The 11,891-nt window shown below is 43.5% G+C and carries 14 protein-coding genes; 11 read left to right on the forward strand and 3 right to left on the reverse strand.

What is annotated here, in order from left to right; translation table 11 throughout:
* Window positions 1-928 (forward strand): MFS transporter (locus HMPREF2685_RS04760; RefSeq protein ID WP_070465631.1); only part of this gene is annotated, 928 nt, incomplete at its 5' end.
* 23 nt (window positions 929-951) lie between these two features.
* Here the strand turns inward: HMPREF2685_RS04760 and HMPREF2685_RS04765 are convergent.
* The 3 genes from HMPREF2685_RS04765 to murT are packed head-to-tail and all read right to left on the reverse strand — an operon-like array spanning window position 952 to window position 3,378.
* A complete protein-coding gene (locus HMPREF2685_RS04765) occupies window positions 952-1,236 on the reverse strand; it encodes a lipopolysaccharide assembly protein LapA domain-containing protein (RefSeq protein ID WP_024056107.1) in 285 nt (94 codons plus the stop codon).
* A 10-nt stretch (window positions 1,237-1,246) separates the two neighbouring features.
* Window positions 1,247-2,035: a lipid II isoglutaminyl synthase subunit GatD gene (gene gatD, locus HMPREF2685_RS04770; RefSeq protein ID WP_049472163.1), complete on the reverse strand. Its 789-nt coding sequence runs from the start codon at window positions 2,033-2,035 to the stop codon at window positions 1,247-1,249.
* Window positions 2,035-3,378: a lipid II isoglutaminyl synthase subunit MurT gene (gene murT / locus HMPREF2685_RS04775; protein ID WP_070465633.1), complete on the reverse strand. Its 1,344-nt coding sequence runs from the start codon at window positions 3,376-3,378 to the stop codon at window positions 2,035-2,037. Before murT ends, gatD begins: the two co-directional genes overlap by 1 nt.
* A 103-nt stretch (window positions 3,379-3,481) precedes the next feature.
* Here murT and cdaA point away from each other — a divergent pair, with 103 nt between their 5' ends.
* From cdaA to whiA, 10 genes are all read left to right on the forward strand, one after another.
* Window positions 3,482-4,330 carry a diadenylate cyclase CdaA gene (gene cdaA, locus HMPREF2685_RS04780; protein WP_070465636.1) on the forward strand — a complete coding sequence of 283 codons (849 nt, stop codon included), beginning with the start codon at window positions 3,482-3,484 and terminating at the stop codon, window positions 4,328-4,330.
* Window positions 4,327-5,076, forward strand: coding sequence for a CdaR family protein (locus HMPREF2685_RS04785; RefSeq protein ID WP_070465640.1), 750 nt, complete (start codon window positions 4,327-4,329; stop codon window positions 5,074-5,076). Before cdaA ends, HMPREF2685_RS04785 begins: the two co-directional genes overlap by 4 nt.
* A 22-nt stretch (window positions 5,077-5,098) precedes the next feature.
* Window positions 5,099-6,448, forward strand: a complete 1,350-nt coding sequence (glmM, locus tag HMPREF2685_RS04790) for a phosphoglucosamine mutase (RefSeq protein WP_023917722.1) — start codon at window positions 5,099-5,101, stop codon at window positions 6,446-6,448.
* Between the two features lie 223 nt (window positions 6,449-6,671).
* Entirely contained in the window at window positions 6,672-6,803 is a 132-nt protein-coding gene (locus tag HMPREF2685_RS04795) for a DUF4044 domain-containing protein (protein WP_003011566.1), read from the forward strand.
* A 33-nt stretch (window positions 6,804-6,836) separates the two neighbouring features.
* The gene (obgE, locus tag HMPREF2685_RS04800) at window positions 6,837-8,150 is read left to right on the forward strand and encodes a GTPase ObgE (RefSeq protein ID WP_023917726.1); all 1,314 of its coding nucleotides are present in this window, start codon (window positions 6,837-6,839) and stop codon (window positions 8,148-8,150) included.
* Window positions 8,151-8,201: 51 nt separating this feature from the next.
* Window positions 8,202-8,366, forward strand: coding sequence for a hypothetical protein (locus HMPREF2685_RS10505; RefSeq protein WP_003006512.1), 165 nt, complete (start codon window positions 8,202-8,204; stop codon window positions 8,364-8,366).
* An 18-nt stretch (window positions 8,367-8,384) separates the two neighbouring features.
* Entirely contained in the window at window positions 8,385-8,768 is a 384-nt protein-coding gene (locus HMPREF2685_RS04805) for a RidA family protein (RefSeq protein WP_003006514.1), read from the forward strand.
* A 76-nt stretch (window positions 8,769-8,844) separates the two neighbouring features.
* Window positions 8,845-9,735 carry an RNase adapter RapZ gene (gene rapZ, locus HMPREF2685_RS04810; RefSeq protein WP_070465642.1) on the forward strand — a complete coding sequence of 297 codons (891 nt, stop codon included), beginning with the start codon at window positions 8,845-8,847 and terminating at the stop codon, window positions 9,733-9,735.
* Entirely contained in the window at window positions 9,732-10,709 is a 978-nt protein-coding gene (locus HMPREF2685_RS04815) for a YvcK family protein (protein ID WP_003017791.1), read from the forward strand. The genes rapZ and HMPREF2685_RS04815 overlap by 4 nt, the downstream gene beginning before the upstream one ends.
* Window positions 10,706-11,623 carry a DNA-binding protein WhiA gene (gene whiA, locus HMPREF2685_RS04820; RefSeq protein ID WP_003006525.1) on the forward strand — a complete coding sequence of 306 codons (918 nt, stop codon included), beginning with the start codon at window positions 10,706-10,708 and terminating at the stop codon, window positions 11,621-11,623. The genes HMPREF2685_RS04815 and whiA overlap by 4 nt, the downstream gene beginning before the upstream one ends.
* Window positions 11,624-11,891 lie beyond the last annotated feature (268 nt).

The following is an 11,891-nucleotide window of genomic DNA, read 5'->3' on the forward strand; positions in this document are numbered from 1 at the left end:
TTTTATCACAAATGATAGCTTGATGATTGCAGGCCTGATTGTTGCCAATATTGTCCAGGCCATTGCTTTTGCTTTCTCTCGTACGGCTAATAAAGCCATTATCACAGAAGTTGTAGAAAAGGATGAGATTGTGACCTATAATGCCCGCTTGGAGTTGACCTTACAAGTGGTCGGTGTTAGTTCTCCTGTGTTCTCTTTCCTTGTTTTACAATTTGCCAGTCTCCATGCGACTCTCTTACTAGATGCGCTAACTTTTTTCATCGCCTTTGTTCTGGTCGCTTTCCTTCCGAAAGAAGAAGCCAAGGTTCAGGAAAAGAAACGGCTTACGGGAAAAGATATTTTTTCGGATATGAAGGATGGATTGCACTATATCTGGCATCAGAAAGAGATTTTCTTTCTCTTGTTGGTGGCTTCCAGCGTCAATTTCTTTTTTGCAGCTTTTGAGTTTTTGATTCCTTTTTCGAATCGCCTTTACGGGGTCAAAGGAGCATATGCGACCATCTTAACCTTGGGCGCTATTGGCTCTATCATCGGAGCCTTGATTGCTAATAAATTTAAATCAAGCATGGAAATGCTACTTTTCTTATTGATTTTAACAGGAGTAGGAGTCTTCATGATGGGCTTGCCCCTTCCGCCTCTTCTTTCCTTTTCTGGAAATCTAGTCTGTGAGCTCTTTATGACAATTTTTAACATCCACTTTTTTACCCAGGTTCAAACCAAGGTAGAAGGAGACTATCTGGGCCGGGTCTTAAGCACCATTTTTACCTTGGCCATTCTCTTTATGCCTGTGGCTAAAGGCTTGATGACCTGGTTGCCAAGTGTCCGTGTAGAATCTTTTCTCTTGATAGGAGCTGGCGTCATCCTCTTTTCACTCTTAGCACAAGTAGTCGCCAAGAAATTACAAGCAAAAGAAGGTACATCAGCATAAAAAAAGCACCGATCGGTGCTTTTTTAGTTGTTATTTTTTTCTTCTATTTTAACTTCTTTCTTTTCTTCCTCCAGTTGCTTTTGAGTGCTCTTGAGTTCTTTTTTTAGGGAGAAGCCCTTTGAAAAATTAACCAAGGTCATGACAAATGCACCCAAGAGGACACAGAGCAAGATCAGAATGATCAAGGGCAATTTAAATTGGACCAAGAGGAAATTCACAGTGACTGATTGCATGTTTGCAAGGGAAATACCAGCAATCAATAAAATTAAAAGTAATAAAGCAATGTAGTGTAGATTATTTTTGTTCATCATTATCTCCTTATTGTTCAGCAGGGGCCTTGCTTTTCACATCAGCGTACTCTTCCGGCTGCTCTAGGCTTAGAATCTCCTCATAAGCCGGTAGGGAAAGGTCCTTGCCATATTTATTTTTTAAAGCAGTGCTCACTAGTCGATAGGCCAAATTGGCATTTCGGGACAAGATAGGACCGTGGAAGTAGCTGCCAAAGACGTTCTTGTAATGAACCCCTTCGCACCCATCTTCTTTGTTGTTCCCATTTCCATAGATGACCTTACCCAGCGGTTTTTCATCCTCAGCCAAGAAGGTCCGACCTTGGTGGTTTTCAAAACCATAATAGGTTTCGTTAAATTCTTCGTTATGGATTTTGATATCACCGATATAGCGGTTGTTGACTTGGTTGAGCGTATAGTGGCCCATAATGCCAAGTCCCTCAATGCGTTTGCCAGAAGCTTCAATGTAGTATTGGCCTAGAAGCTGAAAGCCACCACAGATAGCAAGGACTACACCATCGTCATCAATGAAGCGTTCGAGGTCTTCTTTTTTATCTGGTAGATCCTCGGATACAATGGTCTGTTCGTAGTCTTGCCCGCCGCCGAAAAAGGCGATATCGTAGGCATCAGGGTCGAACCGGTCTTTGAGAGAGACGATATCAACAGTGACATGGGCTCCAAGCTTTTCCGCAACGTACTTGAGCATGAGGATATTCCCATTGTCCCCATAGGTATTCATTAAGTTGCCATAGAGATGGGCAATACGCAGGCTGTAGGGATACTGTGCCTGATCAGAAGATTCTAGGGAAGTATAAGTCATTAGTGCATCTCCTTTTCAATCAGGTGTTCTTGGGCCAAAAGTTCACGGAATTCTAGCATGGCTGTATAGGTAGCTAAAATGTAAGCGTGAGGGGTTTCCTGTTGCTGGATGCGTTGGAAAACCTCTTTTAATTCAGCCATTTCTGTGATCTTTTCTGCAGGATAGCCAGTGACCCGAAGTCGCCGAGCAATCTCAGAGTGGCGCACCCCGCCAGCGTTGATCTCTGGAATGTCCATCTGAGTGATTTGCTCGAAGTCGGCATCCCAAATCCAGCTGGTATCAATCCCATCTGCATAATTCGCATTGAGGAGAACTGACAAGCTAAAGGGATAAGGGGCTAGTTTGATCATTTCAATGGCTTGGGTCGCACCAACCGGATTTTTAATCAGGACTAGGGTACATTCCTTATCCCCAATCTTAAAGGTTTCCTGGCGACCAAAGACAGCGCGACTGCGATCAAATCCTTGCTTAATCACTTCAGGTTGAACCCCAAAGAATCCAGCAACGGAAACAGCTGCTAAGGCATTATAGATGTTGTAGAGACCACCGATATTGATGTGGTAATCTTGCCCTTGGATCCGGAATTGGGAAGAGCGCTGGGTTAATGAGAGGAGATCCGATACGGCATAAGTCAGAGAAGGCCTGTGGAAACCACAGTGCTCACAGATATAATCCCCAAGATTAGCATAGGTATTGAGCTTGTACTGGAGGATGTTGTGGCAATGCGGACAGAGGATTCCTTCCGTATTGTAATGAGCTAGTTGTGGCTCTGATTTGTCAGTATCAAATCCATAATATTGGATCGGATTGGATAAGGTCTGACTATTAAAGAGCGGACTATCACCATTTAACAAGACTGTTGCAGTTGGGACCTTGTGAATAGCATCCAAAATCATTTGGTAGGTCGTATAGATCTCTCCATAGCGGTCCATCTGGTCCCGGAAAATATTAGTGACCACAAAAAGGCTGGGCTTAATATAATCACAAATCCGAGAGAGGCTGGCCTCGTCAATTTCAAGTACCGCAATCGGTCGATTTGATTTCGAATGCTTAGCTCGTAAGAAGGTCGTTGTAATCCCAGAGATCATATTGGCCCCGCTTGGATTGGTTAAAATCGGTCCGAAAGCTTCTTGAAGAATACCTACGGTCAGCGCAGTGGTCAGGGTTTTCCCATTTGTCCCTGTAATCACAACAATCTCATAGTTTTTGGCCAGTTGACTGAGAATATCTTTATCAAATTTGAGGGCTACTTTACCTGGTAGGGTTGATCCCCGCCCCATTTTTTGTAGAATAGAGCCGGAAAGCTTTCCTGCCAGAAGGCCCAAGGTTGTATTTATCTTCATAAATCATATTTTATCATAAAAAGCATCAGAAGGTTACAGAAAAATCTGTTGAAACGTGTTATAATAGGATGATGTCTTTTAGAGAAGTGGTAGGTATGAGAATATGAATATTCAACAGTTTACAAATCCACAATTTTGGACCAGTTTGTTCCCGAATTGGTGGAGTATTATTATCAATATCATTGATATTGCCCTGGTGGCTTGGTTGTTGTATTTTTTGATCAAGGCCATCGTCGGGACCAAGATCATGATTTTGGTTCGTGGTGTTATTATCTTTTTCTTGGTGCAGTTTTTAGCCAATTTCTTAGGTCTCACGACTATTTCATGGCTGATCAATCAAGTGATTACCTATGGGGTTATCGCCCTGGTTGTGATTTTCTCCCCTGAGATTCGGATTGGTTTAGAGCGTTTAGGTCGGGCGACAGAATTCTTTACGACGAGTGAAGTCAGTCAAGAAGAGAAGATGGTACAGGCCTATGTAAAGGCAGTAGCTTATATGAGCCCACGTAAGATTGGTGCCTTGGTAGCCATTCAAGGAGCCAGAACCCTTCAGGAATATATTTCCACAGGGATTCCATTAGATGCAGATATTTCAGGAGAATTGCTGATTAATATCTTCATTCCTAATACTCCCCTGCATGATGGAGCCGTCATTGTTCGCAATGATAAAATCGCTGTTTCTTGTGCCTACCTGCCCTTGACAGAAAACACTGGAATTTCAAAAGAGTTCGGAACGCGTCACCGCGCAGCCATTGGTTTATCTGAAGTTTCCGATGCTTTTACCTTTGTGGTATCAGAAGAAACGGGCGGGATCTCTGTGACCTATAATGGAACTTTCCGACACGATTTAACCTTAGACGAGTTCGAGGTAGAATTGAGAGCCTTCTTGGTTCCTGAAGAGAATAAAACGACTAGTTGGAAAGAGCGTCTATTTGGGAGGGTGACAAAATGAGATCGAAAAAAGAATTTCTTTATGTTTTCTCTTCCGTCTTATTGTCCTTTATCTTGTTTATCAATGCATCTTCCTTTAATTTTCAAAATAATAGCAGCGCTAGACAAGTGAGTTCAGAGACCTACACCAATACCTTGACCAATATTCCGATTGATGCCAAGTACAATGACAAGACATACTTTGTCAGTGGGTTAACATCGGAAGTAACAGTCTTTCTAAAGGGTTCAAACCGGGTCGCTCTAGCAAGCGAAATGCAGCCGGGAACTCGGAAGTTTCGCGTGGTAGCGGATCTTCGTAAGGCCAAGGAAGGCACCGTCGAAGTACCGTTGATTGTAGAAGATCTTCCGGCTGGTTTGACCGCAACCGTAGAGCCTCAAAAAGTTTCTGTAAAAATCGGGAAGAAAGCGAAAAAATCGTTTGTGGTCAGGGCCACGATCCCGGACAATCAAATTGTGGATGGAATAACGGTATCGGATATTACTCTTGAAACCACCAAGGTAGAAGTGACCAGCGATCAAGAAACCTTGAGTCGCATTGATCATGTCCAAGCGGTCTTCCCATCCAGTGAGATCATTAGTGGAAATTATAGCGGAACTATTTCCTTAAATGCAGTAGATGCTCAAGGAAATGTTCTACCAGGTCTGGTGAATCCGAGTGAAACACGGATTCAAGTGACCACAAAGAGTAGCTCGTCTACGTCAAGTTCAAGCAGTTCGTCGTCGACTTCCTCCAGTTCAAGTAATTAGAAAGTAAAAAAGGTAATAAAGAATGGGTAAATATTTTGGAACGGACGGTGTCCGTGGAGAAGCAAATGTAGAATTAACGCCAGAATTGGCTTTTAAACTAGGCCGTTTCGGTGGCTATGTCTTGAGCCAACACGAAGAAGAAACGCCATTGGTATTTGTTGGACGTGATACACGTATTTCTGGTGAAATGCTAGAGCATGCCTTAATTGCTGGCCTCTTATCTGTTGGAATTCGCGTCTACAAGTTGGGTGTGATTGCAACACCAGGTGTTGCTTATCTAGTTCGTACGGAAAAAGCCAGCGCCGGGGTTATGATTTCTGCTAGCCACAATCCAGCCTTGGACAATGGCATCAAATTCTTTGGTGGTGATGGTTTCAAATTGGATGACGATCGCGAACTTGAAATTGAAGCCTTGCTTGATGCTGCTGAAGATACCCTTCCACGTCCAAGTGCCCAAGGTTTAGGAACGGTCATGGAATATCCAGAAGGCTTGCGTAAGTATCAAGAATTCCTTGTATCTACAGGTGTCCAACTCGAGGGCATGCACGTAGTCTTAGATACAGCAAATGGTGCAGCCTCTACTAGTGCCCGTCAAATCTTTGCAGATTTGGGAGCTCAATTGACTGTCATCGGTGAAAACCCAGATGGTTTGAACATCAATGATGGGGTTGGTTCTACTCACCCAGAGCATTTGCAAGAGAAAGTCAAAGAAGTAGGTGCAGCGATTGGTCTTGCCTTTGACGGAGACAGCGATCGCTTGATTGCTGTTGATGAAAATGGAGAGATCGTAGACGGGGATAAGATCATGTACATCATCGGTTCTTATCTTTCAAGCAAGGGCTTGCTCGAAAAAAATACGATCGTCACAACAGTCATGTCCAATCTCGGCTTCCACAAGGCATTAGATGCGAAGGGGATTCAAAAAGAAATCACAGCTGTCGGAGACCGTTATGTGGTCGAAGAAATGCGCAAATCAGGATACAATCTTGGTGGTGAACAATCTGGTCACGTAGTCATCATGGATTACAACACAACAGGTGATGGTCAATTAACAGGCGTTCAATTGACAAAAATCATGCAAGAAACCGGCAAGAAATTATCTGAATTGGCTGCTGAAGTAACCATTTATCCACAAAAACTGGTCAATATCCGGGTTGAAAATAGTATGAAAGACAAGGCGATGGAAGTACCCGCTATCCGTGAAATCATTGAAAAAATGGAAGCGGAAATGGCAGGAAATGGCCGCATCCTCGTGCGTCCAAGTGGAACTGAACCCCTCCTTCGTGTGATGGCAGAAGCACCTACCCATGAAGAAGTGGACTACTATGTAGATACCATTGCTGCAGTTGTTCAAGCAGAAATCGGACTTTAAAAATGAATGTGTCTAGGTGTGAGCTTTGTGTGTTCAAAAGTCAGGGACCAGTCTTACCGATCCTGCCCATGAGCGTTCCTATCTTTCGCTCTGAGAAAGACACACCTAAAGAGAAAAAGAGATCAGACATCTGTCTGGTCTTTTTGTGTAGGCTCGATTTGAAAAATCCCCTATTTCGTGGTAAAATAGGGCTAATGAATTTATAGTAATCGAGGTATTAGAAGTGGCTTTTGGAGATAACGGAAAACGTAAAAAAACACCATTTGAAATGATCACGATGGTGGTTATTGTGATCATGTTGATTGTCACCGTTGGTGCAATCTTTGCAACAGCAATTGGTGCTCTTTCTTATTAAGACGCACGCAGAAATAAAGGAAATCATCTATTTATGAGTATGTTTTTAGATACAGCCAAGATTAAGGTCAAGGCTGGAAATGGCGGCGATGGCATGGTGGCCTTTCGCCGTGAAAAATATGTCCCTAATGGCGGACCTTGGGGTGGTGATGGGGGTCGTGGTGGCAATGTCATCTTCGTAGTAGACGAAGGCTTGCGTACCTTGATGGACTTCCGTTATAACCGGCATTTCAAAGCCCAAAATGGGGAAAAAGGAATGACCAAAGGGATGCACGGACGGGGAGCAGAAGATCTCTATGTACGAGTCCCTCAAGGAACGACCGTCCGAGATGCTGAGACTGGCAAGGTCATTACAGACCTAGTTGAAAATGGACAAGAGTACATTGTCGCACACGGTGGCCGTGGCGGACGTGGAAATATTCGTTTTGCCACTCCTAAAAATCCAGCACCAGAGATTTCTGAAAATGGAGAGCCTGGTCAGGAACGCGAACTCGAATTAGAACTCAAGGTCTTGGCAGACGTTGGTTTAGTTGGCTTCCCTTCTGTTGGGAAATCAACCCTTCTTAGTGTCATCACTTCAGCTAAGCCGAAGATTGGAGCTTATCATTTCACAACCATCGTTCCAAATTTGGGAATGGTTCGGACACCGTCAGGGGAATCCTTTGCCGTAGCAGATCTTCCTGGATTGATTGAAGGGGCCAGCCAAGGTGTCGGATTAGGAACCCAGTTCCTTCGTCACATTGAGCGCACTCGTGTTATCTTGCACGTCATCGATATGTCTGCCAGTGAAGGGCGCGATCCTTATGAAGATTATGTTCAAATCAATAAAGAGCTTGAAACCTATAATCTTCGTTTGATGGAACGTCCTCAGATTATCGTAGCAAATAAGATGGATATGCCAGAGAGCCAAGAAAATTTGAAAGAGTTCAAGAAGAAATTGGCAGCCAATTACGATGAGTTTGATGAACTGCCACAGATCTTCCCGATCTCTAGTTTGGCGCATCAAGGTTTGGACAACTTGTTAGAAGCAACGGCAGAATTGTTAGACAAAACACCAGAATTCCTCTTGTATTCAGAAGACGAAATGGCCCAAGAAGAAGTCTACTATGGCTTTGATGAAGACCAGCCAGCCTTTGATATCAGTCGGGATGACGATGCCGCTTGGGTCTTGTCTGGTGAAAAACTTGAAAAACTCTTTAATATGACGAATTTCGATCGTGATGAAGCGGTCATGAAATTTGCTCGTCAATTGCGTGGCATGGGTGTTGATGAAGCTCTCCGTGCGCGTGGGGCAAAAGATGGCGATATTGTCCGGATCGGTAAATTTGAATTTGAGTTTGTAGATTAAGGGTGATCCCCAGAGGATCAAGGATTCCAAATAAGAAGTGAGGCTTTTTCAGTGGGAGATAAACCAATCTCTTTTCGAGATGAAAATGGAAATTTTGTTTCAGCAGCCGATGTTTGGAATGCTGAAAAACTAGAAGAACTCTTTAATACGCTAAATCCTAAGCGCAAGTTGCGCTTACAAAGGGAAAAATTAGCAAAAGAAAACCAGCAGAAGTAAATAGACTTGGAGAATACTATGGCAAAAACAATTCATACAGATAAAGCACCCGCAGCAATTGGACCTTATGTTCAAGGGAAAATCGTAGGCAATCTTCTCTTTGCAAGCGGACAAGTTCCCTTGTCACCTGAAACAGGAGAAATCATTGGTGAAACCATCCAAGAACAAACAGAGCAAGTCTTAAAGAATATTGGGGCTATTTTGGAAGAGGCCGGGACAGACTTCGACCACGTGGTGAAAACCACTTGTTTCTTAAGTGATATGAATGACTTTGTACCTTTTAATGAGGTCTATAAAACAGTCTTTACCACAGAGTTTCCAGCTCGATCTGCTGTTGAAGTAGCACGCCTGCCACGTGATGTGAAGGTTGAAATTGAAGTTATTGCGGAAATCAAGGCCTAATAACCATTCAAAGACAAAAAGACAGAGTGGAAAGCAGGAAACTGTAGGCCACTCTGTTTTATTTTGGGAGGAGAAAATGACAGAAAGTAAGATTCAACTAGTCATGGTAACAGGGATGAGCGGTGCTGGCAAGACCGTCGCTATCCAATCGTTTGAGGATTTGGGCTACTTTACCATCGATAATATGCCACCGGCGCTCTTGCTGAAATTTATTGAGCTCATGCGCCACAGCCCGGATAACAATAAATTAGCCGTTGTTGTGGACATGCGGAGCCGTTCTTTTTTCAATGAAATTCGCACCATTTTGGATGAATTGGACAACCAAGAAGACCTCGATTTCAAGGTCTTGTTCTTGGATGCCACTGATAGTGAGTTGGTAGCACGATACAAGGAAACCCGTCGTAGCCATCCATTAGCGGCAGATGGCCGTGTCTTAGATGGGATTACCCTAGAGCGCGAACTCTTGTCCCCTTTAAAAAATATCAGTCAAAATGTGGTGGATACGACTGAGTTGACACCTCGTAATTTGAGAAAAACGATCGCAGAACAATTTGCCAGTCAAGATAATCAGCCAGATTTTCGGGTTGAGGTCATGTCATTTGGGTTTAAATATGGCCTTCCGATCGATGCTGACCTTGTCTTTGACGTGCGTTTTCTTCCAAATCCCTACTACAAATTGGAACTTCGGAATTTAACCGGTCAGGATCCAGCTGTCTATGATTACGTCATGGATCACCCTGAATCAGAGGAGTTTTATCGTCACCTTCATGACTTGATTGTTCCTATTTTACCGTCCTATAAACGGGAGGGTAAATCCGTTCTCACCATTGCTATGGGATGTACCGGTGGGCAACACCGTTCAGTAGCCTTTGCAGAGCGCTTAGCGCATGATTTAGAAAAAAATTGGCAGGTCAATTGCAGTCATAGAGACAAGGACAGACGGAAAGAAACGGTGAATCGCTCATGAGAAAACCTAAAGTAACCGTTATTGGAGGAGGAACAGGGATTTCTGTTATTCTCGATAGTCTGAGAAAGAAACCGGTCGATATCACTGCCATTGTAACCGTTGCAGATGATGGCGGGAGTTCAGGTGAATTGCGGAAGAACATCCAAAAATTGACACCACCTGGGGATCTTCGAAATGTCTTGGTTGCCATGTCAGATATGCCTCGTTTTTATGAGAAAGTCTTTCAATACCGCTTTGCAGACGATGATGGCCCTTTAGCCGGACACCCTTTGGGAAACTTGATCATTGCAGGGATTTCAGAGATGCAAGGCTCGACCTATAATGCCATGCAGTTGTTAACCAAGTTCTTTCATACAACCGGCAAGATCTATCCTTCCAGTGATAGTCCCTTGACCCTTCATGCCGTTTTTCAAGATGGAAAAGAAGTGGTAGGAGAAAGCCACATTGCCAACTACACCGGCATGATTGATCATGTTTATGTGACCAATACCTTTGATCAAGAGCGCCCAAAAGCTAGTAAGAAAGTGGTGGAAGCTATTCTTGAAAGTGATATGGTCGTCTTAGGTCCTGGTTCGCTCTTTACCTCGATTCTTCCTAATTTGATGATCGATGAGATTGGGAAAGCCATCCTTGAAACCAAGGCCCAAGTAGCCTATGTGTGTAATATCATGACCCAAAGAGGAGAAACCGAGCATTTCACAGATAGTGACCACGTTGCCGTTCTTCATAAACATTTGGGAGAGAAGTTCATCGATACCGTCCTTGTCAATATCAATCAGGTTCCGGCAGCTTACATGAACAGCAATAAATTTGATGAATACTTGGTGCAGGTAGAGCACGATTTTAAGGGGTTGCACTCGCAAGTTCCCCAAGTGATTTCTTCTGATTTCTTAAAGTTGGTCAATGGAGGAGCCTTTCATGATGGTGAAAAAGTAGTCGAAGAGTTGATGCAGATCGTGCAGGTGAGAAAATGAGTTTTACGGTTCGTGTCAAAGAAGAATTATTGTCTCTCAAGCGATTTGAAAAGAGTGAATTGGCTGCCATTATCAAGATGTCTGGAAGTCTTGGGATTTCAATGGGGGGCTTGACGCTCTCGGTAACAACAGAAAATGCCAAGATCGCTCGCCATATCTATGAATTGTTGCATCATTTCTATGAGGCCAAATCGGATATTCGCCACCACCAAAAAACCAATTTGAAAAAAAATCGTGTCTACACAGTATTCTTGGATGAAAAGGTGGAAGAGATTCTTGCTGACTTACATTTGGCAGATGCCTTTTTTGGGATTGAGACAGGCATTGATGCCAGTGTTTTAGAAGATGAAGTAGCCAGTCGTGCTTATCTTCGAGGGGCTTTTCTGTCGAGTGGTTCCATCAAGGATCCTGAAAAAGGGAAGTACCAGCTGGAAATTCATTCTGTTTATACAGACCACGCGGAAGGAATTGCCCTTCTCATGCAAGGATTTTTACTAGATGCGAAAACCATCGAGCGGAAAAAAGGAGTGGTGACCTATCTGCAACGAGCGGAAGATATTATTGATTTTCTAATTGTGGTAGAGGCCATGCAAGCCATGCAGGAATTTGAGTCTATCAAGGTCATGAGAGAGACGCGCAATGACCTCAACCGGGCCAATAATGCTGAGATGGCCAATATCCAGCGCACAGTCACAGCTAGCATGAAAACCATTAATAATATTAGTAAAATTGTGGATACGGTCGGCCTAGGTAGTTTACCAAGTGACTTGCAAGAAGTTGCCTATATCCGGATGAACCATCCAGATTATTCCATCCAGCAGATTGCGGATAGTTTGCAACAACCTATTTCAAAAAGCGGTGTCAATCACCGCTTGCGTAAGATCAATAAGATCGCAGACGATTTAGACAAATAAAAAAGGCCAAGGGCCTTTCATAATGAGGATAAAGTCTTTTTAAAAACTTTCCTTAGGTGAGTACGGACGTCAGCGAACTTCATAGAAGTTCCATGACTAAATCAAGATACTAAGGGCGTCTGCGGATCAAGTCAAAATAGGAAGTTTGACGCAGAAACCTTAGGTTCTAGGAAAACTTATCTTTTTGACACAAGCCGCAGCCCGTGTTCAATTCGTATTGAGCTCCTTCGCTCTTTATTTTCTGGGCTCAGGCTAAAACAGTTTCCCA

The organism is Streptococcus sp. HMSC074F05, from assembly GCF_001808725.1.
Lineage (GTDB): Bacteria > Bacillota > Bacilli > Lactobacillales > Streptococcaceae > Streptococcus > Streptococcus parasanguinis_I.

Bases quoted from the DNA above. Each gene is read 5' to 3' on its own strand.
- HMPREF2685_RS04765 (WP_024056107.1), bottom strand. From the start codon at position 1,236: ATGAACAAAAATAATCTACACTACATTGCTTTATTACTTTTAATTTTA.
- gatD (WP_049472163.1), bottom strand. From the start codon at position 2,035: ATGACTTATACTTCCCTAGAATCTTCTGATCAGGCACAGTATCCCTAC.
- murT (WP_070465633.1), bottom strand. From the start codon at position 3,378: ATGAAGATAAATACAACCTTGGGCCTTCTGGCAGGAAAGCTTTCCGGC.
- cdaA (WP_070465636.1), top strand. From the start codon at position 3,482: ATGAATATTCAACAGTTTACAAATCCACAATTTTGGACCAGTTTGTTC.
- HMPREF2685_RS04785 (WP_070465640.1), top strand. From the start codon at position 4,327: ATGAGATCGAAAAAAGAATTTCTTTATGTTTTCTCTTCCGTCTTATTG.
- glmM (WP_023917722.1), top strand. From the start codon at position 5,099: ATGGGTAAATATTTTGGAACGGACGGTGTCCGTGGAGAAGCAAATGTA.
- obgE (WP_023917726.1), top strand. From the start codon at position 6,837: ATGAGTATGTTTTTAGATACAGCCAAGATTAAGGTCAAGGCTGGAAAT.
- HMPREF2685_RS04805 (WP_003006514.1), top strand. From the start codon at position 8,385: ATGGCAAAAACAATTCATACAGATAAAGCACCCGCAGCAATTGGACCT.
- rapZ (WP_070465642.1), top strand. From the start codon at position 8,845: ATGACAGAAAGTAAGATTCAACTAGTCATGGTAACAGGGATGAGCGGT.
- HMPREF2685_RS04815 (WP_003017791.1), top strand. From the start codon at position 9,732: ATGAGAAAACCTAAAGTAACCGTTATTGGAGGAGGAACAGGGATTTCT.
- whiA (WP_003006525.1), top strand. From the start codon at position 10,706: ATGAGTTTTACGGTTCGTGTCAAAGAAGAATTATTGTCTCTCAAGCGA.